General features: G+C 57.5%; 25 protein-coding genes. All 25 read right to left on the bottom strand.

What is annotated here, in order from left to right:
• Nucleotides 1-13: 13 nt before the first annotated feature.
• The 25 genes from ACZ495_RS08655 to ACZ495_RS08775 are packed head-to-tail and all read right to left on the bottom strand — an operon-like array spanning nt 14 to nt 24,393.
• Nucleotides 14-7,078: an LPD3 domain-containing protein gene (locus tag ACZ495_RS08655; RefSeq protein WP_464262064.1), complete on the bottom strand. Its 7,065-nt coding sequence runs from the start codon at nt 7,076-7,078 to the stop codon at nt 14-16.
• A 14-nt stretch (nt 7,079-7,092) separates the two neighbouring features.
• Complete coding sequence (locus ACZ495_RS08660; RefSeq protein WP_464262065.1) at nt 7,093-8,880, bottom strand: hypothetical protein; 1,788 nt, start codon at nt 8,878-8,880, stop codon at nt 7,093-7,095.
• A 12-nt stretch (nt 8,881-8,892) separates the two neighbouring features.
• A complete protein-coding gene (locus ACZ495_RS08665; RefSeq protein ID WP_464262066.1) occupies nt 8,893-9,246 on the bottom strand; it encodes a hypothetical protein in 354 nt (117 codons plus the stop codon).
• A gap of 2 nt (nt 9,247-9,248) precedes the next feature.
• A complete protein-coding gene (locus ACZ495_RS08670) occupies nt 9,249-9,857 on the bottom strand; it encodes a virion core protein, T7 gp14 family (RefSeq protein ID WP_464262067.1) in 609 nt (202 codons plus the stop codon).
• Nucleotide 9,858: 1 nt separating this feature from the next.
• On the bottom strand, nt 9,859-10,320 hold the full coding sequence (locus tag ACZ495_RS08675; RefSeq protein WP_072311257.1) for a hypothetical protein: 462 nt from the start codon (nt 10,318-10,320) through the stop codon (nt 9,859-9,861).
• Nucleotides 10,321-10,322: 2 nt separating this feature from the next.
• Complete coding sequence (locus ACZ495_RS08680; protein WP_464262068.1) at nt 10,323-12,812, bottom strand: phage tail protein; 2,490 nt, start codon at nt 12,810-12,812, stop codon at nt 10,323-10,325.
• A gap of 3 nt (nt 12,813-12,815) precedes the next feature.
• Nucleotides 12,816-13,226: a phage tail assembly chaperone gene (locus tag ACZ495_RS08685; RefSeq protein WP_464262069.1), complete on the bottom strand. Its 411-nt coding sequence runs from the start codon at nt 13,224-13,226 to the stop codon at nt 12,816-12,818.
• Entirely contained in the window at nt 13,214-14,578 is a 1,365-nt protein-coding gene (locus tag ACZ495_RS08690; RefSeq protein ID WP_464262070.1) for a hypothetical protein, read from the bottom strand. Before ACZ495_RS08690 ends, ACZ495_RS08685 begins: the two co-directional genes overlap by 13 nt.
• Before the next feature lie 12 nt (nt 14,579-14,590).
• Nucleotides 14,591-15,187, bottom strand: a complete 597-nt coding sequence (locus ACZ495_RS08695) for a phage connector family protein (protein WP_464262071.1) — start codon at nt 15,185-15,187, stop codon at nt 14,591-14,593.
• A 58-nt stretch (nt 15,188-15,245) separates the two neighbouring features.
• A complete protein-coding gene (locus tag ACZ495_RS08700) occupies nt 15,246-15,683 on the bottom strand; it encodes a Bbp16 family capsid cement protein (protein WP_464262072.1) in 438 nt (145 codons plus the stop codon).
• A 31-nt stretch (nt 15,684-15,714) separates the two neighbouring features.
• Nucleotides 15,715-16,725: a major capsid protein gene (locus ACZ495_RS08705; RefSeq protein ID WP_464262073.1), complete on the bottom strand. Its 1,011-nt coding sequence runs from the start codon at nt 16,723-16,725 to the stop codon at nt 15,715-15,717.
• Nucleotides 16,726-16,752: 27 nt separating this feature from the next.
• Nucleotides 16,753-17,385 carry a hypothetical protein gene (locus ACZ495_RS08710; RefSeq protein ID WP_464262074.1) on the bottom strand — a complete coding sequence of 211 codons (633 nt, stop codon included), beginning with the start codon at nt 17,383-17,385 and terminating at the stop codon, nt 16,753-16,755.
• The gene (locus tag ACZ495_RS08715) at nt 17,375-17,671 is read right to left on the bottom strand and encodes a Bbp19 family protein (protein ID WP_072311263.1); all 297 of its coding nucleotides are present in this window, start codon (nt 17,669-17,671) and stop codon (nt 17,375-17,377) included. The genes ACZ495_RS08710 and ACZ495_RS08715 overlap by 11 nt, the downstream gene beginning before the upstream one ends.
• Nucleotides 17,671-19,374, bottom strand: coding sequence for a portal protein (locus tag ACZ495_RS08720; protein WP_464262075.1), 1,704 nt, complete (start codon nt 19,372-19,374; stop codon nt 17,671-17,673). Before ACZ495_RS08720 ends, ACZ495_RS08715 begins: the two co-directional genes overlap by 1 nt.
• A gap of 10 nt (nt 19,375-19,384) precedes the next feature.
• Nucleotides 19,385-19,561 (bottom strand): hypothetical protein, encoded by a 177-nt coding sequence (locus ACZ495_RS08725; protein WP_464262076.1) that lies wholly within the window; start codon nt 19,559-19,561, stop codon nt 19,385-19,387.
• A 32-nt stretch (nt 19,562-19,593) separates the two neighbouring features.
• Nucleotides 19,594-20,106, bottom strand: coding sequence for a hypothetical protein (locus ACZ495_RS08730; RefSeq protein WP_464262077.1), 513 nt, complete (start codon nt 20,104-20,106; stop codon nt 19,594-19,596).
• 2 nt (nt 20,107-20,108) lie between these two features.
• Nucleotides 20,109-21,419, bottom strand: a complete 1,311-nt coding sequence (locus tag ACZ495_RS08735; protein WP_464262078.1) for a terminase large subunit domain-containing protein — start codon at nt 21,417-21,419, stop codon at nt 20,109-20,111.
• Nucleotides 21,407-21,907 carry a terminase small subunit gene (locus ACZ495_RS08740; protein ID WP_464262896.1) on the bottom strand — a complete coding sequence of 167 codons (501 nt, stop codon included), beginning with the start codon at nt 21,905-21,907 and terminating at the stop codon, nt 21,407-21,409. Before ACZ495_RS08740 ends, ACZ495_RS08735 begins: the two co-directional genes overlap by 13 nt.
• Nucleotides 21,907-22,407 carry a phage holin family protein gene (locus ACZ495_RS08745; RefSeq protein WP_464262079.1) on the bottom strand — a complete coding sequence of 167 codons (501 nt, stop codon included), beginning with the start codon at nt 22,405-22,407 and terminating at the stop codon, nt 21,907-21,909. The genes ACZ495_RS08740 and ACZ495_RS08745 overlap by 1 nt, the downstream gene beginning before the upstream one ends.
• On the bottom strand, nt 22,404-22,547 hold the full coding sequence (locus tag ACZ495_RS08750) for a hypothetical protein (RefSeq protein ID WP_296984492.1): 144 nt from the start codon (nt 22,545-22,547) through the stop codon (nt 22,404-22,406). The genes ACZ495_RS08745 and ACZ495_RS08750 overlap by 4 nt, the downstream gene beginning before the upstream one ends.
• Nucleotides 22,534-22,914 carry a hypothetical protein gene (locus tag ACZ495_RS08755; protein WP_464262080.1) on the bottom strand — a complete coding sequence of 127 codons (381 nt, stop codon included), beginning with the start codon at nt 22,912-22,914 and terminating at the stop codon, nt 22,534-22,536. Before ACZ495_RS08755 ends, ACZ495_RS08750 begins: the two co-directional genes overlap by 14 nt.
• Complete coding sequence (locus ACZ495_RS08760) at nt 22,914-23,498, bottom strand: glycoside hydrolase family 108 protein (protein ID WP_464262081.1); 585 nt, start codon at nt 23,496-23,498, stop codon at nt 22,914-22,916. The genes ACZ495_RS08755 and ACZ495_RS08760 overlap by 1 nt, the downstream gene beginning before the upstream one ends.
• A gap of 50 nt (nt 23,499-23,548) precedes the next feature.
• On the bottom strand, nt 23,549-23,758 hold the full coding sequence (locus ACZ495_RS08765; RefSeq protein WP_394026606.1) for a hypothetical protein: 210 nt from the start codon (nt 23,756-23,758) through the stop codon (nt 23,549-23,551).
• Nucleotides 23,748-23,930 carry an anaerobic ribonucleoside-triphosphate reductase gene (nrdD, locus tag ACZ495_RS08770; RefSeq protein ID WP_464262897.1) on the bottom strand — a complete coding sequence of 61 codons (183 nt, stop codon included), beginning with the start codon at nt 23,928-23,930 and terminating at the stop codon, nt 23,748-23,750. Before nrdD ends, ACZ495_RS08765 begins: the two co-directional genes overlap by 11 nt.
• Before the next feature lie 16 nt (nt 23,931-23,946).
• On the bottom strand, nt 23,947-24,393 hold the full coding sequence (locus ACZ495_RS08775) for a RusA family crossover junction endodeoxyribonuclease (RefSeq protein WP_464262082.1): 447 nt from the start codon (nt 24,391-24,393) through the stop codon (nt 23,947-23,949).
• Between the last annotated feature and the right edge of the window lie 2 nt (nt 24,394-24,395).

The raw sequence follows: 24,395 nt of genomic DNA on the forward strand, positions 1-24,395 counted from the left end.
GCCTTCGGTTTTCCTAATCTTTACGTGGGTACGGCTTGCCCAGCAGTGGCGCAAGCACCCCGCCTTTTTCATCTACAAAATACGCCTGTGATCCTTCGATGGTCCGCCAGATTTGCGGCGTACCAAGGCCCAAGGCGAAGCCAACTGCATTGGTCGCTTCCTTGATCGCAAGATAGGTTGCGCGGTCGTCGTCTTCGGCGATGGCCTTGGCGGCATGCCCCATCCCCTTGATGGCATTGCCCACGCCCGCGAACATCAAAGGAGTGCGCCCACCTTTGATGCCATCGCTTGAATAAGTGCTCTCGGCCATGCGGGCAAAATCTCGCACCAATGGGACGCCCATTGAGTAAAAGCCCAGGGCCTCCCATACAAAGTCTTCAGCTTCTGGCAATTCGCCATCACGGCCCAGCGATATCATAAGTGCCGTCAAGACCACAGGCATCACCCACTGAAAAGCAAAGTCGCGCATAGCTACACCTGGCGTTATGGCGCTGTTGCCTGTGCGTCTCCATTCTTCCAGCCCGCGCACCGTCTCCATCTTTCTATTAAAGTCCGCCAGCGCGAAGCTCATAAAGGGGCAAAGCATGCGCATAAAGCCTGCCTGCCGCATTACAGATGGTGTATCTATCGGCCCACCGCCGCCCTGGGCCGCCACCACAGCGCCATCGGCCATGGCCACGGCCCTGCTTTCCTCAATGCCCTGGGCAATGGCCTTATCGTAGGCCGCCAGCCATGTAGGAAAGGCCACCGTGGCGTCGAGTGAAGATATCAAAGCGAACTGCGCCCTCTGCACCGTGTCCAGTGCGTAATTGACGTTCATAAAGCGCACCCCGGCCACGCCGCTGGCCCGCATGCGCTCATATTCACGCCGCAGGGTGTCATCCATAAGCTTGGCCCGCTCATTCATGTAGGCCGATTTTTCGCGGATAGTCTGTATGGACTGCATGGGAGAAGAAAGTATGGTGCTGGCAGCCGTGAAGAAATTGCCCGTGCCTACCTCACTCCACGAGTTACCTACGCTGGTCAACTGCAAAAGCGCGGTCTTCATGTTGGCCCCAAGGGCGTACATGCTGCCGCGCCGGGCCAGCCAGTCCATGGCGGCGTGCATGCCGGTGAGTCGTTCCCCATCGGGGCGCGCTATGCCGCGTAACCAGGGCAAAAGTTGTTGGTAATTTTCCACACCGGCGGCCTGTACAAAGGCCTCCTTAAAATCTGCATCCCTGAACAGCCGCATGGTGTCCCGCAAGGGCAAGGCATGCGTTGCATAATGGATGGAGTCACGCACATGCCGATCTATGACATTCAGCGTCAAGTGTGGCGGCAAGGTGCCGCCCTTGCGCTCGTTTGTCATGCCGCTCTTTGGATTGGGATGCCGCAATACCGCTTCCATGCCGTTAAGCAGCGCATCGGTGTCAATCTGCTCAGCGGCCTTGTCGCTCAGCCTGTGGTCAAAGATCAGGGGGTAGTACCCACCTTTGACCGTGATGGTCTTACCGTCAGCCGTACGCACCATGAAAGGCTGCGCCTCCACCTTGGCAAGCGGGGACCCCTTGAGGGTCATTACTGTTTCATTCAGCAGCGGGTATATGCTGTTTATGGCGTCCCATGTTTTTTCAATGGCCCGCCATTCGGCTTCCGTCAGCCTGGCAGTAATGGTGCGCAGGTCCTGCTCGCTCCAGCCGTAGCCCCGCATGAGGGCCTTGAGGTTCCCGGCGTTGCCCATGTTCAGCGCCACAGAATACACTTTGTCCATATCCCACAGCCCCTTCCACAGCCGGGACACGTCTCTTGGCAGAGCCACCCCCTCAATCTCAAATGCGGTTGTGAGCTTTCCCGCCTGCACTATGGGCTGCATGGCGTCTTTCAGCATTTCGTCCATATTGCGGGTGTGCAGCATTTCAAGGCTTCTGGCCTCTTGCAAGGGGAACAGCCAGGCGTCATGGTTGGGGCCGTGGTCAGTAAAGCCATCCATTGCGCGGGCCATAAAGCGCACGCTGGTCAGGGATGAAAGCCCCTTGCGCAGTGCGCCCTGTATGGTTCCCAACATGCCTTCACGCTCAGATAGCACTTTCTTTGCTGAAAGCTTCTCCATCTGCTTGGCGCACTTTCCGGCCACAACGGCAATTTCCGTTTTTTCCCGGTTCGCCAGCATGCGGTTGTGTACGCGTCCCTGGTGGGTAAGCTCCTTTACAACCCGGCGCACTTCCCGCAATTGCTCAAGTGTCAGGTCGCCGGCGCGGCCGGTGCTGCCGTTTTCAATGAACTCCGGCGCAAAAGTGGCCGGGGCATCAAAAAGCGACACATTGCTTGCCACAAAATCCTTGAAGCTTGGCATGCCCACAGGGTCACGCGGTACCATGCTTTCCGTGCCTAGCCCCTTCCAGTTGGACAGGATGCGCAGCACCTGCTGCTTATAGGCGTCATTGACGCTCTTGCTGGCTGCGTCCTTACGCAACTGCTTGATAATATGGTCGCGCTCCATGCGGGCGCGGTAGGACGCGCCAAGGGCCACACGGCGCAGGCGCTCCGTCTCGCGCACTTCTGCCAGCTTGGTGCGCAGCTTGCCCATGTCGACCCTGCCCTTCTCGCTGGCTTCCTTTTTGCCAGCCCTGTATGCCTCACGGGCCACACGCGCGTCTTGACGCAGGCGAGCCTTGAGGGATTTATACTGCGGATCAAGCTCGGAAAGTTTTTTGGCGTCCACCAACAAGTCGAACTCGCGCCGCAATGAAGCAGGGCTGGCCTGTTTACGCCCGGTCAGGGCTTCAAGCTCAATGGATAGGGCCTCGTCCATAGCGTTGCTGTACTCCACTTCCGCGTCGTACTCGCTGTTCCACTGCTCCAGACGGCGCTGCACCTCGGCGTCAATGGCCTCGCGTCTGGTGGGGGTGTCGGTCAGCGCGGCGGCAAGGCCGGTCAGACTGTCCTCATTGAACTGCGCGGCCACGTCCAGCAGATCAAGCGTGCCGCCCTTGCGTATAAGCCCCTTGCCCTCGCCACGAGCGCCTTTCCATTTCTCGCGCAGTTTGTACGCCATGTCTTCAGGCACGGCCTCCTTCAGCGCTTCAAAGTCAATGCCGTCCTCGCGCAACCTTTTCAGCATCTGATAGGTAGGGTTGCTGTCCACCAGAGCGGTGGCCTGTTCACGGAATTCACGCACGGCCTTGCGCTGTTCCACAAGCCTGCGGTTGGCAATAAGGGCGCTGGCATTGTCATAGGCCCGCTGCGCGGCCTGGGCGTATCTGTCGCGCAGTTCCGGCTTCACGGTATCGCCGATCAAGTCCATGACGGAATCACCGGAGGCCCGGCGCTGCGAAAGCTCGATCTCTTCCTGCGTGGCCAGAAGCGTGTCGAACACTTCCCGGGCCTGCTCCGAAACGCCGTCATTACCTAACAGGCTGCGTACAGTCCTGTAGATTTCCGTCAGCCAGTTGCGGAACTTGTTGAAGGCCGACTGCAATTCCCATGAAGGGGCCTTACCCTCACGGGCGTAGGCCTCAAACTCGCGGGCAAAGCGCTCCTGGATACGAGTCCAGGCGGCGATGGATTCACTATCCTTGCCGTCCACCAACCCTTCAAAGCCGTAGGCCTGCTGTAATTTGCCCCAGGCCTCGCCCACCCATTCAGGCGCGGTTTCCAGCTTGGAGGCATCGCGCAGTTCTTCCAGCCAGAAATGGGCCGTTTCGTGCAGAATGGTGGAGGAGTCAGCCTTCTTGAACAGACCGACAATGTAGCGCCCGTCCGCCATCTGCCTGATACCGCCGCGCGGCTTCGCGGAATCTGCGTGGAAGAGGGCTTCGGGCTGAAAGAAAGGATTTCCCTTGCTGTCGTTGACATCCTCAAGCAGTGACCTTAAACTGATTTCAGAAATGCCCGTGGTGGGTGCCATTTTCCCGCTTGCTTCGGCAAGGTCCGGCGGTGGCGCGAAAAGGTCCACGGGCATCTTCTTTTCCAAAGACACATCATACAGACGCCGCATATCCTCTATTTCAGCCACCATCCCTTCCGCCGACTCCTTGACTGTCAGTTTGACGGCGTACATTTCTTCACCAAGAGACATGGGGGCATACATACGATGTACGGCAGCCAGCCGTTGCCCTTTTTTATCTTCGTGGCTTTCCACCAGAACAGCGTTTTCGATCAGGGCGGGAAGACTGGCCACAGCCTCCATATGCTCCATGCCGCCTACGCCGCGCCGGGTCGCGCTACTGACCGCATGGTCAAAGCCATTTTTTGTCAGCTTGATGCTCCATCCCGTATCGGTATTGGTATATGTCCCTACCAACTCCTTCCGAAGAGCGCCCTTGTCACGCCCCTTCATCAATTCCCAAAGTTTTTTCCCCGCAAAGCGCGGCTGCACCGCAACCACCTTTACGGGCGTGTCCAGATCAACATCCGCATTTTTGGGCTGCCACAACGCGCCTCGTCCAATGCTCTGGCGCAATGAACTTTCAAATTCGTCGTGCGGCATCATCACCTTTTCGGCGAAGGCGTCCACGTCAAAGTCATTGCGGTTCAGATCATATCCGCCGCGCTGCTCACTGCTGAAATCATGCGCCAACACGTCAATGCCGACACCTTGCCCCTTTCTGGCAAAGAAGCCGGGGCCGAACTGCCGTCGCATCTCAAGGTAGGTATCCTTGCCGTAGGTGTTGGCAAAGCTCTCGGGGTTGACCTTGCCCCAAGCATAGGCAAATTCCGGCTGTAAAACGCGCCGCTTCTGCACACGGCCCATGCCCTTCTTGACGCCCATATCCTCCATAAGCTGGCTGTAAGCGCGATCGACCTCCAGACTTTCAAGTCCGTTGCGCCCAAGCCCCATAAATTCTTCTGGCGTCATGGGCATGAATCCGGCCAGCCGCTTTTCAAGATATTCCGCCGGGGTCATGCCGAATACAGGGGCCATGCGTTCGGCATTGGCGGCAATGACCGTGCCGTAGGCCTGCGCGTGTGTCTGCTGGTAGCCCGCATGCGTCAACTGTTCCACATAGGGCGCAGCAATGGCCATGCGTTCTTCATGGCGACTCAAGGCCTTGTTCTCTTCCTCAATATAGGGGGCAATAAAGCTTTCAAGGTAGGCGTTGCGCTGTCCGGCATCTTCCACCATTTCCGCAAGCGCCGCCGCATCCGTTATGGTGGGCATGTCAGGGTCAAAGCGCATGTCTGGTTTCAGTGCCTCGTAGCGGGCCTCGTCCTGCATGATATGTGCTGCCGCAAGCTGTGTGGGAACAGCAATATCTGTACCCAGGGTAAGGCTTTCTTCCAGCACCTCCGGCGTGATGCCCATGGCCTCTGCGACTTGTATCAGGTCGGGGTTGCCTTCCTGATAAAAATAGACTTGTGCGGCCTCGGGCTTGAGATAGACGTTTTCCGGCACTATGCCGCCATCGGCCAAGGCCTGCACGAGAGACTGTGCCATTTCGGGCATGTCCTTGAATGTGGTAGACTGTTGGGCTGTTTTGGCGATGGAATCCATTATGGAGGCCTGATAGTCCGCAAGCTGGCTCATGGCGTTATCAAACTTGCCCTGGGCGCGTATGCTGCGGCCCATGCGAGCGCTAAATCCAGCGCCACCGGGAATCAGCATGGCCTTCACTGTTTCTTTGGCCGTACCAACGACACGCTCAGCGCCTTCACCAAATCCAGTATATGCCTGGTTCACGTTGCTGGTGGAAAGTGCCGCGTTTTCGGCAAGGACAGCCAGTGATTCTTGCACGCCTTCGGTCAGCACTTCGCCGCTGACGCCTCTGGCGCTGCGTAGGCCAGCACTTGCAATCTTGGATAAAAATGTCGGGTTCTTTTGCAAAAAAGCAAGGGTGTTAGTGGCAGCCTCTTTACTGATGATCTTTTCAATACCGGGAAACATTTTTCCAAGGCCATGCATGCCATACACTTCAAGCCCGGCAGCCACTCCGCCGTAGAGAACGGCGAGAGTTTTTGCCACATCCCTGTCTATGCGGTTGCCACTCTCATCCTCTATTTCTCGAAGTGTGCCATACAGCCCAGCGGCTTCCTGCTCGGCAATATCTACAAAGCTACCACCGGCAAATGCGGCGCCCATGCCCGCGAGTGCGCCGCCAAACGCGCCAGGGGCGGAAAGAACTCCACCACCTGCAAGCGCGCCATGCAAGGCCCCAGCACCGATCATGGTCGAGCCTTTCCACGAAAGCACATTCTTTACGCCGCCCTCAATCATGCCGTACATTGGCACACCGAGACTGCCAACAGTACCCCACAAAGCCTGTTGTCCCAAAGGCATGTCGGCGTAGCGTGAAGCGCCATACTCTTCCACAAGACGATACACACTCAGACGCTCTTCCTCTTCTGTGGTTAATTTTCCCCCCTTAAGTTCTTTTAAAAGCAGTGTGCGCATCTCACGCGAAACCATGCCATAATCTGCGGCGTGGCGAACGGCTCCAATGGCCCCGGCATCAAAAAATCCCTGATGCTTCTCCTTGATCTCCTTCTCAAGCGCCATCAGGTTTGTATCGGAAGCAAGGGCAAGCTGATCAAGGATATCGGCATCTTTGAGGTAGGCAGGCGTGACCATTGACCGGTCTGTAAATTTTTCAAGGGATAGGCTGACATTCTGTGCGTAGCTGTCAGACTCCACCTTTTTACGGGCAAAGGCAGGGTCATCGTCAACGATGGAAGGAGGAAGGTCGGATTGTGCGGCAAGTTTTTTAAGCTCTGCCGGACTGCGTATATTCAGACTGTTCCTGAGCGTGTGTAGTGTCTGCCCAAGTCCGCGTATCTCGGCCTCGAACTGTTGTCCTACAGCCTTGCGCCTCTCGCCGAATACGCGCATAGCTTCATCAGCGGGCATGATGTCCACAAAAGGCGCAAGCGGCTCCGGCTCTACAAAATCTCTGTCCGCGTCTGCAAGATTCACTATGGGTTTGTCAAAAAAAGAGGTGCTGTCTTTGACTTCGGGCTGACGCCCGGTAATGGCAGGGCCGACAAAAACCCCAGGAGCAATATCGAGGGCAGTGCCAACTTCTGGCGTCGCCTTTTCGCGCACCTTTTCATCCCACAGCCTGCGGGCCTTCTCGTTGTCAAGATTGTCAAGCAAACTCATGTGCTGCCCCCGGTTTATCGCTGCGCTTCAAGCATTATTTTATACGCCTGTGCACGCTGTTCGTCCGTATATTTTCCTGCCGCGCCTTCAGGTTTTATCCCCTCACCCTTCAGCCATGTGGTTATGGCGTCATATTCGGGTTGGCCTTTTTTGGGGAACCAGCCGGGCTTCTTTTCAAGGTAGCGGGGCTGCAAGCCCATGGGAACGCTCTTGTCACTCATGTACCATCTGCCGGAATCCAGCAGGGTCGACTTAAAAAACCTGTCGGTTTTCTCGCGCATGGCAACAGGATTCCGCCTGTCTTCCTGGGAAAGGCTGTCATAGTACACTGCGAATAACGCATTGATACTCTTTCCACCAAGCGCAGTTTCCGCGAGGTCTTTGTTCTTCTCCTCGCCAAGGAATTCCATTGCCCGTAATTTAAAGTCGTTTTTGATGCCAGGCAGGGCGTCCCGAACATGCTTGTCACTGAGTTCCTTCAAGGTGCGAGGCGACAGAAGTCCGCCGTATTCTGTCCAGACGTTGAATTCTTCACCAGTAGCCATACGGGAAAGCACCTCTTCCTTGGCCCCAGGGTAGTCTGTGCCCCGAGCGTCCGGCCCGGTGGCTTTTACGGCATTGTCATACATTTCATAGGCTTTTTTGCGATCCTCAACAGGCATGGATGCGGAAAATTCATTAAACTTTGTCAGACTTTCTTGAGGCGGCAGGGTGGCGATCTCAGCAATTTTATCTGCCTGGGCATTGAGCCTGATTTCCTGTTCCTTGTTCTTGATGTTTTTTGCCGCGCCATCACGAAAGGCAACGGCGTCCAAGGCTGCGACATACATCTTTTGATTGTCGCCAAACCTGCTTTTTGCGGTTGCAAGCTGCTCTTCTGACGACATGCCCGCAGTATCGGTAAGAAAAGAATCCAAGGCGCGCTTATTTGCGTCCGCCTCCGCCCTCTCCGCCTCCGCCCTGGCCCGCGCCTGGAGTTCCCTTCCTTTGGCTGCGGCCCGGGCGCGCAGGCCTTCAGCAGCGCCGCCAAGCATGGGGGCATACGCCTTTATCATGGCATTGGCCTTGCCTAACTGCTCACCAGCTATGCTGTCAGAAATGGTCTGCGTGAGTGTTTTTTGCTGGATATCCTGAAACTTGGCCTTAACCCACGTTTCATCAAGCCCGCTGCGGCCTGCGATGGCTTTAAGTTCGCCTTCCAGTGCGCCCATCTTTTGACCAAAAAGCGCAGGATTTGCGGCCAGCGCCATAGCTTCATCCTGCAAAAGCGATATGTGGGCCTCACTGGTTTTGTTTTCGTAGTTCAGGCGTTCGGTATTCACCTTATCAATTGCCCATGCGTCCATGCTGGAATCAATATCCTTGGCGGCAGTATCGAACATTGAGGCAGCGGGGCCACCAAGGTCTTTCATGAGGGTCTGGCGACGTTCGGTGCGCCATGCCGCCATCTGCGCCGTGATACCTTTTTCCGGATCAATGGCGTCTTTGCCCTGCATTCTGCCAAGCTCGGCACGTTTGGTTATCGCCTCCTGCTTGTACGTCAGCCATGCTTCCTTGGCCTTGGTGGCCTGGTAGTCATGATAGAGGTCATATCCGGCCTTGGCTGCCTGCTGCATGCCACGACCAAGCATTTCAAGCTGTCGGGCCTGCTGGTCTGCGCCTTGGGCTATGATCTGCCCTGCGCTGTCTGACAGGCGGGCGGAAACATCTGCACCCGGTGTTGCTGGAAGCTGCTGCTGGTTATACTGCGGCATGCGGGAACCGGGCTGGTTTGTGGGAACACGGAAAGCATTTCTGTTCATATATGACCTCGATTATCGCGCAGTGCCGACGTACTGGCGTTCTTGATCTTCATGCAGTCGGATAGCAAAATTCGTCGCATTTTCAGGGGTGTCGAATTTGCCGAGATGCCGCCCCGTGCGCCTGTATTGCTGAATAGCTTCATCATCCGTCATGATGCGGCCATCATCGGAAACTGTGGGCACTACGACTTCACCCGTACCATCGTTGAAAGACATACTGCGCACGGTGCTTATTGAGCCATCAGCGTTTTTGACGCGCGGGCGGTTATTCAAATTAATGTTCCCAGCTTCAAGTTGCCCTGCGGGTGCTGCCTGCCTCTGAAGCTTTGGGTTGGATGAAACGGCTTCTGCCGTGCCGAAACTCATGACTACCACCACTTCATATTAGAAGATGTTACGGTAGTTTTTGTGTTGCCAAACGACTTTGTGCCGCCACTTTTCCCGCCCCACAGCCCACTGCCAAAATTCGTTCCGGCCTGGGCAATGCCGCCCAGAGCCGTGCCGATCATTCCGGCAGTGGGGTCAACGCGGTCAGCCTGCCATGCGTAGGCCTGCGCCTGCTGCCCGGAGTTCCAGCCCTGAATTTCCAAGTTTCGCGCCTTGTCCAAGCCCTGCTGGTAGAGAGCAAGGGCGTCCATTTCGCCTTTCTCCGCCGTGTCCATATTGAGGTCGAGGAAGCTGCCCGTGTCCACGGTAGCGCCGCTGGCCCCGGCAACGGCCCGCTGGCTACCGATGATGCTTGCAACCTCCTGCCGTTTGCGAACGGCGGCGTCATAGCCTTCCCGACGCGCGGCGCGGGCCTGATCTTCTGCAAGCTCCTGATTTTTTTCAGCCACTTTGGCCTGATAGTTGGCTTGTGCCTTTTGGGCCTGAGCCTGCTGTTGCTGGGCTGACATGCTCATGGCAGTGCCGGCCAGCGAGGCAGCAATAGATACAGCGGATATTACCGCGGCTGTGGTGCCGGAAATTGCGGCCATATCAAAGCTCCTTATACCAGACGGTTTCAGTGATCCTGGCCCCAAGGCGGCGATATAGCGCGTCACACGGACGCGAGGCCGGGGAGTTGTAGCCGATGCCGGAAACGCCGCGCTGCCGCAGGCTATCTTCAGCCCATCGCAAGAGGCGTAGGGCCGCAAAGGCATCTGCTCTGATTTCGCGGGACATATACAGGGCCAGCGCCGACGCGGTGACGCGACCGGGCATGTTGAGGTTTTCAGAGAGACAGTACGCTGCGTAACCGTGTAAAACTCCATCCACGCGCGCAGTAACGACATGCAGCACGCCGCCTTGCTCCATGGCCTCATACATGGGGTGCGTCATAGGTACGGCTGTTTGGCTGCCGTACATGGCTTCTTCTGTTTCCTGCCAGTGGGCCACGGCCAGGGGCGCAACCTCGTCACGAATGAAGGAATAGGACTCGACGGCAAAGGATATGCTCACGGCTACACCTCGCCAAAATCCACGTCGCACATGATTGCCACCACATGCCACGGAAGGGGTTTGTTTTGCACCAGCCAGACAGAGGTATCCGCGTCCTGCCCTCCGCCGGGTGTAAAATCGACATCGCCGGAATAGGGTTCGCAAGGTTCGCCCCAGCGCGCAGGCAGGAATGGAAAGTCGTTGAGTTCGGCGCGGCTGGCTCCGTATTGACCGCCAACACTGCGGAACAGACGCACCACACAACGACCGTAGCCGCGACGCTTGCCCAGGGTTGAACCCTGCTGTGTGTCAGCCTCCACAGGAAGCGGTGAAAGAACGGATGTGTACGGCAGGCCCGCATGAACCACATGGGCGGGGTATGGCAATTCAATACTGCCGCCGCGCACCACACAACCTTCCACCGGGCTGCCGTCAGCCAGCACGGCCAGTTCGCAGCCTTCAAGATGGCCAAGGCCTGTGATGGTCTGCACTTCCTCTTTGCTGCGGAGCGTAATGCCGCAATCCACAAAGTAGGCATCCTCAATTGCTGTTCCTGGGGCAAAAGGTTCGGCCAGGCGCTCCAGAAAGACACGCTGTCGGCCATCAACTTCACGCTGTACGGCCATCAAGATAACGTCGCCGTCATCGCCGGAAATAGATGCCACGGAAAGCACCTTTCCCTGTGTGACATGACGGGACCAGCCAAATATCTGGTGTTCTTTCAGATAGGTCAGCACCAGCACGATGCCATCATCGCGCACGCACCAGATATGAGAGCCGGGCGTCTGCTGGTAGGCCCACTGCAAAATGGTATGCCCCTCAAAAAGGTGCGGGGCCATGATGGAAAGGTCGTTGCCCGCGTAACCGTCTTTTTCCAGTGAGTAGAAAAGGTCGCGTACGCGGGAGCCGTGACGCTGCACATGCAGGATGGAGTTGCCGATGATAAGCGGAGCAATTCCCGCGCTGCCCCAATAGCTCTGAGCCGTGATTGTGGCGTTTTTTGGGGTTATAACGCCGCCGTCGCCTGTGGCTTTGTATTCGCTGCCGGATGTGCCAATGAGCAGATCGCCAAAACTTGCTATCCACTGGATGGCGTCTATGCTGCCGGATGCCACCATATATTCCACGGGGTCGTCGTCTTGCAGGGGCCGGGACTTGCGAAAGTTTTCAAAGTCGCCTGTGCGCGACATATAGAAGGTCTGCGGGCTTTTTATGCCACCGCCAAGGGCCATGCGCTGCTGGTGAAAACTGACCGTGGCCGGGTGGTTGCCATCGGCAAAGGGGTCCCAATCTTCCTTGGGGGTGTCAGAGGTGTCGGCTTCGTAGTTGTTGTCAATAAACGTAAGGTTGGTGCCAGCCGTGAGGATAGGGGCCACGGTATACGCGCCTGCCGTACCGGATGGGTATGCCGTGTTGCTGCCAAGGTCGCCTGTTGTGTAGGTGGTATATGTCCCTACAGGGTTGCCGCTGGGACACGGAAGCATAACCCAAAAGAACGAGCTGGATGATGTTGTGGAAGAATTCCACGTAACATCCCCTGAACCATTCGAGGTACTTGTCCATGTTGTAGTATTGGTGGTTCTTGTTACGCCAATGAATGCCAATCCATTGATGATAAATGCGTTTTGTGATGCTGATACAGAGACATTTAAATTGCTCGTGGTATCGACATTGGACACATGACCGTTACCGTTGACAATCGTTCTTGTGATGGCTCCTGCATACTTGGAAATACCTGTTGTGATACTGCCCATTTTAAGGCCTGTCAGCGTGCCGCCAGTGGCGTTTGCAGCCTGTGTCACGCCGATAAACCCGTAATAGCCTGCCTCTTCCCGGTAAATATTATACTCCGTCGCACCAGTAACAGCTTGCCAACTGACTGTGGCGCTATTGCCCTGCACCCAATCTGAGGGATGCTTGCCGCTGCCAGTTGACCCCGCCATGGATGGTAGGGACTCGCGGCCATCGGCATCCACCGCCACAACCTTATAGCGCAGCGTGTAGCTGCCAGCGCCGCCGCTAAAGCTAACTGATGGCTTGGCCGGGGCGTCGATACTTTCATTGAGAATGACTTGACGGATGCTCCACGCATATCCGCCGCCATCGGCGTCAGTGCGCATGATCTTGTACAGGGGGTAACCCGGGTGAGCCAGATACACGACATCACCCACCTGCGCCCATGAGATGCGCAAAAGATCGGCGGCAGCATACGGCGTTTCCACAGGTGCAGAGAGAGTCCCTGTGCCGTCAGAAACGCGCAAGGCCTGATGCGACAGGATTATAACGAAGTTCTGATCAGCATCCACGTTGAAACTGAAAGGAATGAGCACGGCATATTCGCCCAAATCCGCCACAAATCGAGTGCCAGGCCGCCGGGCCGCGTCACCGTGCAGGCCGGGTAGCATGTTTTCCACACACTGTGCTGATGTTGCATAACGCTCCAGATCATAGCGCCCGGTCAGCGTGGGCGAAACTTCGCCGCCAGTGAAGTTTTTATAGGCAATGCGCGGCATGCCCTACACCTCCGGCAGTTTCGGCCACGGCGTCAGTTCGCCGCCACCGTCCCACGGTGCGCCGGGTTGTGCAGGGAGATCGCGCAGGGCTTGAATGTAGGTCAGTAGCGCGGTGTATTGCTCCGGTGTGAGCGATGTTTCCTTGCCCAGCGCTATTTCATCTGTGTGTCGTTCCCGCATCCATCCCACAGACTGAATGCGGTTGTCGCGCACTGAGCGGAGGGCGTCGAAATTAGCTTTCGTTTTAAACGCAGCATAGGCGACGCATATATCCCCCCAAGATGGCTTGATGCGTTCATCTTCCCATACAACAGAGTTCCAAGCGGATTCAGTGTTATCTGTAACACTCCCGCCAAATTTCCAACCTGTCCCCATTTGGTCGAGGGCGATGCGGATATCAATTACATTTTCCATATACGAAGCTCCGAATAAATTTCTGCCACGAGGCTTGGTGACGTATTGGGTCCCATACCAGACGAATTTCCAGCCGACACCCACATCCGAAGTTCTAGAGTTGATGTTGTGCTCAGAGTTATTTCCCCCTCTATGGGCTGCAAACAAAAACCATATCCAGCGCTACTGGAAAAACATGACGGACTGTACATCAAGTATTTTGAGTGTGTACGGTCATACAATGCAGCCCTGCTATACACGCCAATATATACAGGGACAGACGCCCTGATATAGTATTTACCAGCAGGCAGAGTAACAGCATTACCGGATAAAGAAGCCCCTGCGATGTAGTTTTTTACTGTGGTGTTTAAATCGCGTGTTTGCCATGTTGCTGTAGATGTAGACCCTCCATCAGTCCCGGCCGCTTTTTCATCTCTGAAGTAAGCATAGATGCCAACAGCATTCCCGGTGACATTGCCCAAGCTGATATCGGCCTTGCCATCCAACGAAACCCACGCATCCAGCTTTCCACTCGCGTCAGCCTGCGGCACAGCGTGCGCCGTGGGGGTGGTGGTAATCACGCCGCCCTTTGCGTCGATAACCGCAGGGCCATTCGACACCTCCGCGCCCGGCTCCATGTCGGCCAGCGTGGCAACCCGGCTAATGCCGCGCGAAGTGGTGGTGGCGGGCTGCGTCTTTGCCTCCACTGCTTCAACCCGACTCACCAGATTTTCGGGCACCGCCCCTTTTGCTTTTTTAGCGTAGTGCCTGGCGCTGAACTCCCCATTCACAGGCACGTCCTCTTCTTCAGACGCCCACCGGCGGGCTAGGTCGGCATCACCCGCAGCACCGGCCGCACTTGCGGCGGCCGCTGTGGCGCTGTTCGCAGCGGTGTTCATAGCAGCCTGGGCTTCGCTGTTCGCTGTTTGTGCGTCATCCCGCGCGGCGTAAACAGCCCGCACCACATCCTGCGGGGTTTCGGAACTGGTGGCGGGCAGGATCACGGCGCGCCGCATCATCTCAAGCGTCTGCTGGCGCTCTGCCGTGGCCTGGTCCAAGGCGTCTTCAATAACCTGCGGGTCAAAGCGCGAGGCGGAAACGAGATCAACGCCCTGCGTAAACGGCATGTTGCGGGTAATGGCCAGAGTCGCGCCTACGGGTAATGGAGCGCCCGCGTGCAGATAGCCGACACTGCCCCCTCCGTCATTGAGTGCTATGGCGCACTGCGTCGTAACGTCCACGCTTGAGCCTGCCGCATCAGTGACGGTGACGGCAATCTGTGCGGCATCCCACACCTTGAAAAAGAACGGAAACTCCGTGGTACTGCCGTTGCCCTGATAAATCTCTTTGCTGTGCGCTGTATCCAGTGTCATGACGTGGTGCTCCTATCGGCAAGATATCCAGCTATCTTCCTGCGGCGTGCTTTTCTGTTCCTGCGCTGCGGGCTGGTACGCCTGAGGGATGGCGGCGCGGTACAACTGCTCAAGCTCAGCGAGCTTGCCGCTGTTGTTTTTGAGTAGGGGTACGGCAACCATGGCCGCCAGCTTACGCGCCAACATGTGGATGAAATCAGCGTCCCACAGGGTGGGGCTTTCCACATCAGTGGTGTAGTCGGCAAAGGCTGTTTCGGCATCAGTGAGGATCAGCACGGTTCCAGCCGGGTCATGAACCATTTTGAAGGGCGCGCGCAGGTCACGCCTGCTGGCGCTGCCGATGCGGTGAACCTTGAGGCAGGATTGCGGCAGGCCGTAGGCAAAGCGCCAATCTGCCGTCCACACGTCGGGCAGTTTTTTTTGTGCAAGCATGGCCCGGTGTTGCGCCCAGGGAAATGGAAAATCGCGCAGAGCCTGCTGCCGGGCGCTATCCCAATACAGGGCGCACTGTCTGGCCTCTTCGCAGTTTTCGGCATCACTGGCGACCCTGCGTGTGCCGATATACCCGAGGGCCTGATTCCATATCTGAATTTTACTCACGTCCGCCATGCTGGTTCTCCTGTTGTCGGGAGGGACCGAAAGCCCCTCCCGTTGGTCGCTGCCGGGGCTAGCCCTGCACCACGCCCTTGTCGATATACATGCCAGCCTCATAGGGCAGGTCGTCTTCGCGCACGATGGCACCGAATATTTTGCCAGCGGTGAACGTGCCGGAGGGGGTGACAACCATCTTGAGCCAGGGCTTGCTTGCCCCACGGGGCAGGAAGCGCCAGCCGATGGATTTTCCCACCTTGAGGTCAGCCAGCGGCACGGTGACGGCGGAGCCGGGAACGTCGGTATAGGTTCCGGCTTCAGTGTCGGACTGCGTAAGCTTGAAGGTGATGGACGTGCCGCCCGCGAAGTCTTCGCCAACAACCTTGGCGCAGATGGGAATGGGTTCCGCGCGCCCAGGCTTGAGAAGGGAAGTGAGGGCCACAGCAGGGCCAGTAACAGCCGCCGCAAGAATGGGCGTGCTGTCCATCATGATAAGGTTGGAATCAAGAAGCATAGTTGTATCCTCTATCTGCCCGTGTGTGGGGTTAGATGGCCTTTTCGGCGGAAGAGATCACGTCGCACTGACGAATGGGCCGACCGTGCAGGCTGGTGATCTGCGTGGACTTGAACAAGGGGCCTCCCTTGGGGGAATCTTCCGTGCGATACGCAAGAGTGACGTTGCCAGCATCAGTCGCCTGAAGCTCAAGGGCAGTAAGAACATCGGCGTTGCAGTACCAGATGGCCTGGTTGCGCATGTTTTCCGGCATTTTGTTCTTGGCCATGATGGAAAGGCGGTGCAGGTCCACAAAGCCGGTTTCCCCCTTGGTCAGGGTGAGCTTATCGGTGGGGATGTTGGCAATGCGCACCACGGCGCGCCAGTCGCGCACGGTGAGGCCGCATTTCCAGTTATACATGTCGCCCACCACCTGGAACTTTTTGCCATCAGAGTCTTGCGTCATGTATTTGCCGAGGTCTTCGTTGGAAAGACCACCCGTACTGCCCTTGGGGTAAAGACCGTGTGCAGTGTTGGCACCCCAGCAGGTCAGATACATAGACGTGCACTTGCTGCCAGTGCCACCTGCGTCAATGACGTTGGGGCTGGTTTTAGAGGGGTAGCGCATGGCCAAGCCGTTGAACTCATCAGGGTTCACGTTGCTATCACCATAGAAGAGGGTGCGGGCCACCTTTTGGCGCATGGCTTCGGCAAAGGCCTTGCCTTCGGAGAGTCGGAAGGTTTTGGCGCGGTCGCCGTAAAGCGCCACTTCGGCAACGTCCAGTTCCATAAGGGCTTCAAGCATGCCGCAGATTTCTTTGACCTGGCTGAACTGCGCTTTGGAAGGCGGCGTGCCCTGGTAGAGCCTGCGCCAATAGACTTCGGGCAGACCCGTGCGGATTCGGGTGAGGTGCCCGTCCGAGTGGTTGGACTCCATGAACGGAATATCCGTGATGATGTCGTTGGTCTGGTTCATCAGTTCGATGATGTCGCCAGCCTTCTGGCCCTTGTAGAAGTCTTCAAGCTCAGCGAGGGTGGCGACAATGCCTTTGTTGTAGCTCATGGTGCATTCTCCTGATGCTGCAATTGGTTACATGTTGGGATAAAAACGATCTTCAAGCGGCTTATCCGCCGCGCCGCCGCTCATGCCGGGCAGCTTGTCTTCACCCAAGGCGCGGCCCACACGGGCGAAGATGCGCAACACTGCCGGATTGTTGCCGTAGCCGGTTTCCGCCAGCATGGCGCGCACGTCACCGCTTTCGTCAAAGGTGGCCAGCGCTTTTTGGGCTTCGGCCACGGACGAATCAAACTTGTCGCCGCCAAAGTCTTTGTCTGCCTTGAATTCTTCAATCCACGCCTTGCCCTGAGCCTGCTGCTGTTCCTGCCAGGTGGAATAGTTGCCCGCCATGTACTGCATGACGGCCTCGCCCTGTTCCTTGGTGAGCTTGGCTGTTTTGCACAGGTCATTCAGCCCTTTCAGGCCAGCGTCATTGATGGGGTAGCCATCCGGCGCGGTCAGTTCGAACGGTTCCGGCTCGTTGGGCTTTACTGCGTCAGCGCCGTCTTTGCCCTTGTCGGCTTCGTCATTGCCGCTGACGTCAGCATTGGACTTGCCGCCGTCGCCACTCGTGTCGTTGTTGCCCTGATTGCCGGGCTGGTCAGTAAGCAGGGTTCCGGCAGCGGCTTCCGCGCCTTCAGCGCCATTGGTGATTTCAGTATCCATTGGTGTCCTCCTTCAGTATTTCGGGGAGTACCCCGGCCTTCTTGGCCAAGGCTATGAGTTGTGCGCCGATATGGCGCTTCCCTTCATTGTATGCAGCGTGCGCGTGGTCTGGGGGCGAGGAATAGGCCGTGAGAATCTGAGTCTTGTCGATAATCCAGCGCAGAAACAGCAGGCCGTCAGGCGTGGACGCAATGCTGATGATTGCATTACAAAAGCACCGCTCTGCCTCCAATGCTGCTTCGCGCTGGCGCTGGGCTTTGTGTTCGGCATCTTCATAAAAATCCACTACATGCCTCCCAATCCGCCAACGATCGCATCAATGGCAGTCTGCCCATCCGCACCCAGCGGTGTTTGTCCAAGGTTTTTGGCGGCTCCGGAAAGTTGCGACGCCTGTTCAATTGCCAGTTGTGCCTGCGCCTGCTGCTCTGCCTGGGCCTGTGCCTCGGCCCGCGCCTGCCTGATCTGCTGCACGTCCTGTTCAGAGCGCAGCATGGCTGCCGGAGCGCCCAAGGCGTCGGCGTACGCCCGGACGGTGTACTCAACGTCAATAATATCTGTGACCTCCGGCCGTACCGGGGCCACGTTGGCCACAAAAGCCACGGTCTGATCAATGGGGCTGGTGTTGGCCATGCGCTGCGCCTGGGCCAGAACCGAAGTGAATTCCACACGCAGGGGCGCGCCCTGCATGCTGGGAGGCACGGGCGGCAGCGCGTCAAATTGCTCCATGAGACTGAACGTGCGCAGAATCAGCGGGGAGTGCAGTTCCTTGTCCAACCGCTCCACCACCGGCCCGAGCATGCTGAGCTTTTCGCGCTCACGGGCGTCAATTTCTGTTGCCGTGATGTTGCGGCGGTCATTGAGCATGAGCATTTTGAACAGGTCGGCGTACAGGCCGTCGTGAATTTTTTGCTGTACAGCCTGAATTTTCAGTTCTGCCGCCTCGATAATCTGCGCCTGTATTTGCTGGATAGGTTTGATTTCACCATTGGTGTTGCTGGTGAAATCGAGATAGTTCAACCCGCCGGGGGTCAGGTCGACGCCTTCGGAGCGCAGCCCCACGGGTACGCCCACAGGCGGGTCAACGGCCTTGTGCATGGCTTTGAGCGTGGTGATGCCCATTTGCTGCAACATGCGGCAGTCGGAAAGCACATCCATGGCCGGGCTGCGGCCGTACTTGTCATTGCCGGTCACGTCCCAGCGGGGCGCAAATGCCGGAAAATCCTTGAAACCGGATTCACGCAGTATGCAGGGCTTACCGCCGCCGTTCTCGCCAAAACCCAACCAGTAGACGGAAGCATAGGGCATGTTAGCCGCGTCCATCCTACCGTATATTCTGTCTGTACGCGGGAATACGGCGTGAACCACATCAAAGAACTGCGTGACGGCAGCCGGGGAACTGGCAGCCGTTTTTACTGCATCGGGGGCCTTGTCCTCGCCGAACTGCTGTATGATCTGCCGGGCCGACATGCGCAGCCGGTACATGAATGTATCCACCGTGCCATTGTCATCTACGTCCAACACATACTCACCAGCGGGAATGAGTTTGAAATGCAGGCCCGTCCAGTCTGCAGTTTCAATAAGCAGACCTGGCCCGAATGTACCCAGGTCCGCATACAGGCTGTGGCTGGCGTTATAGAAATTGCTGCGGTGCAAGAGCGCCTGCATGCGCTTGGTCACGTCGTCAAGCCATGCGCCGATCTCGCCCGTGTGGTCGCTCTCGTCTTCAAGCGTCAGCCGGAACCACGGACGCACGGGCGAAGTCATGCCGCCCTGCATGCCGGCGGCCAGGGTACGCATGTCCAGAATGCCGGTGGTGTCCACAATCTTCTTGTTGAGCACTTCAGGCTTGCGGGTGCTTGAATCACTGTCCGCCCTGAATTTGGTGGGCAAAAAATGTTCGGCAAGGTCACGCCACGCGGCATCCCACGGGCTGCGCTCGTTGCGTAACGCCTGATACCGCTGATTAAGCTTATTAATGTCCACGGCCATGATGCCGCTCCTACTGCCCCAGCAGGGTTTTGCCGCCGCTGTTGTTCGCGGCTGTGCCGGTCAGGATGGTCGATTGCAAGCCTGCCGCCTTGGCAGCGCGTCGTTTTTGATCATCGCGGGCTGCTGTGGCGGCCTCGGTGACAGGCTTGGTCACTTCGGCTTTCGGGGTTTCCTTAATCTCAGGCATGCTGGGGCTTCCGCCTCCTCCAAATCCCATAATTATTCTCCTTTTTGCTGCGCCACGCGCAGGCTTTGCGGCGTACACACGACCATGACGCCATCGACATATTTTTGCTTTCGGGCCAGCCAGCATGCACCGGGCAGCCTTGTTACAATCTCAAAGCCGCAATCCTCGGCCAGTTGCCAGGCGTGCCGAAACTGCACGGGTGTGATGCCGACAATGGCGCTGGCATCGTGTTGCGTGAACATGTAGTCAAAGGCGCCCTGGGCCTGCTGTGCGGCGCAATGGAATCCGGCGTGAAAGGCTGTAAAGTCGAAGCGCCACACGCTGCCCTGGAATATTGTGAAATGCCCACAGCCCAGCAGATCGCCCGTGGCCGCATCGGTGCAGCACAGCAGTACGCCGTGAGCCGTGACGCGAAGCCACGTTTCAAGTGTCGGTGCAGTAAAACCGCTCATAGCCCACGGCAACAGCCCCTCGGTGTCGGCTTTACGAAACGGAATGGCCTTGGCTTCTGGCGTGGTGGCTTCGGTGTATGTGAAGGCGCGCATGGCTATGCTCCCCACATGTTGTATGAGGTCTTGGCCTTGCGGGGGGCGTTGCCGCCGCCAACGGCCACAGGTGCGGCAAAGGTGAGGGCTAGAGCGTCGGCAAGGTCTGGCGAGCGTCCCAGGCGCTCCTTGATCTTGTCCTTACTCTCCATGGCCATGCGCCCCGCAGCGTCATAGCTGTATGTGGGCGTTGACATATCGCTTTTGAGGGCAGTGTCACTGGGCACACTTCCCCCGGCCTTGAGCCAATCCCGCAATCCGGTCCACATTTCCACGCGACGATTGACATAGATATCGTTGCGCATGGCCCGCCCGCCGAAATGGACCTCGCTGACCCGGTGTCCGAGTTGCCGCACCCGGTCAATGACGCCCTGGCCCTGCCCGGCATCAATAAAGACCGCTGCGGGAGAGTGCTGCGTGATCTCGTGGACCAGGCGGTCCGCTGCGGCCATGTTGTCAATCTCGCGCATGACCGTGGGGGGGAAGGCCACTAACCCTTGACGGCGAAAAATCACCGTGGCGTCGGACCCGAAGCGGGCCACGTCCACACCCAGGATCACCGGCGCATGCACAATGTCTTGCGGTTTGTAGTGCTGGCGCGCGGCGGACTCCGTGACCAGGTCAATGGGAATGAGCACGTTGTCGCTGGCCGCCGTGAAATCGCAGAGCATTTCTTGACGCCATGCGTTTTCTGATAATTCGGAACGCAGCCTGGCAACTTCGTCAGGCGCTATGGCGTCGGTTTCGTCCACGCGATAACAGAGGGCGGCCCAATCCTTGCGCCCCTCCGCCTCAAAACGCTGCGCGCGCTCGTATAATTCCGAAAAAAGATTGATGCCCTTGGGTGTGCCAATGAACAGCGTCCACCCCTTGCGGTCAGCCAAGGCAGGCTGGACGATCTCGCCCCATACCTCCGGCCGCATCTGCGCCACCTCGTCCAACACCACGCCGTCAAAATAGAGCCCGCGCAGGGCGTCGGGGTTATCCGCCCCGAAAATGCGGATGCGCGCGCCATTGGGCAGGACGATGGAGAGATCGGACTCATTGACCGCGACGCCCGGCACAGGCGCACTGAAATGTTTGAGGTAAGACCAGGCTATTTCCTTGGCCTGATTGCGGAATGGGGCCACATACGCATACGATCCACGTTCAAGGGCACAGGTCAGCGCCGCCTTGAGCAGATGATTAACGGCCAACACGGTCTTTCCAAAGCGACGGTGCGCCACCAGCACCACAAAGCGGTAGCTTTCCAGTTTCGCATGCACCTGCGGATAACGGGGCGTGTAAGGAATCGTGACCTTTATTCCTGCCATTTGATTTCAATTCCGCCGGAAATTTCGCTTTTCACCTTGTCCGTGAACATGCCGAGGTAACGCCCCAGCAGTTCAAGCGCCTTGACCTTGTCGTGACGTTTGATTTTGAGGCTGCCACCATCCTTGGTAGTGCTCTCGCACACTTCAGCTATCCCAGCGGCCTGATCATCCGTGAGATCGTCGCTGTTCTTGAGAATGACGCCGCCCGGCCCCCACTCCATGACATCGCGGGCGCTGCCGAAAGCTATGCGCGCAAGCTCGGTAACAATGCGCTCGGATGTGACTTCCGCTTTTTCTAATGCTGGAGCGTAAAGCTCTTTCAATCTTGCCGTGATCTTGCCGTTATCAAGAAGCTCCTTTGCCTTCCTGTTAACTGTCTCGGGCTTCATGTTTTGGGCGTTGTAAGCATGGCGGTAAGCATCACTGGCATTTCCAAATTCATGAAAATGGAGGCAGAATGCTTCTTGCTTGGGAGTGAGCTTCGTCATCACTGACCGCCATGATCGTCAAACAGCGTTTCCACGCTGCGTTGTATTTTTGCCTGCCCCCGAAGAATGACGCGCCGCAGAGTGCGTGGCACAGGCAGCCCCAGGCGGATCATGTGCCCCATGACAGAGACGGCATCGGTTGCAAGGAGGTAGGCACAGAACATGTCCAGCAAAGGGAGACTGATGCCCATAGAGCGGGAAAGGCTGACGCTGACTGCACCAACCAAGGCAAGATAAAGGCAGTATGTGGGCAACTTGAGAACGCCACGCCCGAACAGGCGGCAGCTAAAGCGCCCTCGGCGCAAGGCCTCCGTCAATCCAAAGGCAAAGTCTGCTGCCCACATGGCACAGACCATCCACACCAGAACCACGTCCCCACCAAAGAACTGAGTGCAACCACCAACCACGGCGCTGATAGCGACCTTTTGCGGCCACCATGCAAGCAGGCTTTGCGTGTAGTAGGCGAGGCCGTCCACTGGCCCGACGTTGTGCTGGATCATCGAGGCATCTCCGTATTGACCGCCTTGCTCCACGCAAATATTCCCGCCTTGTCAGCGTTGCTCCTGTCCAGAGCTTCGCTGTAGCGGGCAATGGCCAGCGTGGCAGCCTTGGAGTATTCACGCAGATTATCGGTGCGCATCAGCGCCTCCGGTAGCTCCGGGTGTTGCGTTGGCTGCATCAAGCTTTCCGGCGGCGTCAGAACTACCGTTTCCACCCTTGGAGCGCAGCCCGCGACGCAAAGCATCAAGCCAGTCAGCATCAGGTAAGCCGTCCGGGATATTTTCGAGCGCATCATATTTCGCCTGGGCATTATCGTGTGCCTCCCCATAAAGCTTGTCCCGGAGGGATTGCGCCAAGCCGTCGGCATGACGGGCGGCGCGGAGGTTTGTGACCGTGGATTCAAGGCGCTCAATTTTGTCACCAGCGTTCGACAGCCGCCAAATCATGAAGCCATTGGTAAGCAGAGACACCGTGCAAAGAATGGCGAGAGCGGCCAGCCATCGCATCACAGCCCCCGCACGTAGCGCCGCAGATCGTCCACGCGGTTGATCCAGCCGCGCAGGAAAACCTGCTGGCTGGGGTTATTGGCAACGATGGTCTGGAAGAACGCCTCGCGCGCGTCGAGCATGGCCGTAAGGGCCTTGTCCGTGTCGGCAAGCTGCATGGCGGCGCGGGTGGCTGGCCCCATGATGCCGTCCACAACCAAAGGCTGGCCGTAGGCTACACAGCGGTTGTAGCCGCGCTGGGCGAGCTTGACGGATTGGGCGGGGCCGCTGTTGACTGCGGCGTCATAGAGCACCACGGCAGGGCGCAGAGGAATGAGACCGAGCCTGAGCTTGTCCCAGAACTGCCAACGGAACAGCGACGCGGCCTGATCTCTGGTCAGATCGTAAATGACCTGGCGTGTGATAGGCAGTCTGATGCCCATACGCTCCAGTACGTCGCGGTTTGATTGCGTGCCAGACAGGCCGCCGAGAAATTTGAGACTGACGCCGTACTTGGTCAGCCCACCGCCGTCGTCGGGATGGTCGGACTCTCCACCTTCCCACTTGGCAGTAAATTTGTGTGCAATGCTGAAATTGTTGGGCACGGCATACGCTCCTGTTTGGGCAGAAGCGTAACGCGAACAAGCCCATGCCCCTATGGGAAAGATTGGGAAAAACTGGGAGATTTAGGGAATTTTAGGGAATGGCTCAAAAATGGCTTGCCCTTCCCGTGCTCATCAAGCTCATTTTTGAATGCAAACACTCCACCGCCCTTGCGTATTGGATAGCCGCGGGCAATGATGGTCTTGCGTGAAAGATTCAGATAACTCTCAATCTGCAACCAACCTTCAAGCTTATTTTCCACACGTCCCTCCCAACACATGTTTTACCCGATCCCGTTCCTCTGCCCGCTTGGCGTTGTTGAACCTGTCCAGATCGCCCACGAGATATCCGGTGATCCTGCGGGTGCGCTCAAAACCAACACCAACGCCGACGAGCCTTCTTGGCTGCCGCGGCTCTGCCTCGACCACAACCATGTCGGGATATGCGTAATCAAACATGTGGACACTCCAGAATTTCAATCTCCCAGCGCGGCACGTCCGAGTAGTATTTCCCTGTGTGCGGCAGGTAGCCCACAACCAGCTTGTCATCTTCCCAAAATCGCAGTTTAGACAGGCAGTCCTTGACGTGCTTCAGCAAATTGTCCAGGTCGGGCTTTGTGGTTGGGCGCACAACGCCTTTTCGAGCCAGGGTCTGGAATTCTCTGGGCTTACCTGTAAACCATGACGGCTTGCTCTTCGGTATCGGCAGGAAGGCCTTCACGCCCAGAAGTAGCTGCCCCTGAAGCGGCTGTGCTGGCTGGTACGGGCCGAGCAGAGCCATAAGCGCCTCTTCTTCGGCAGCCTGACGCTTGTCCTTGTACGTGCGCGAAAAGCCATTTACCACGCCGTGCCGGGCGCGCATCTGGGCCTTGGGTACGATTCTGACGACAAGTTTCATAC

Source organism: Desulfovibrio sp. GTC20076 (assembly GCF_055385905.1).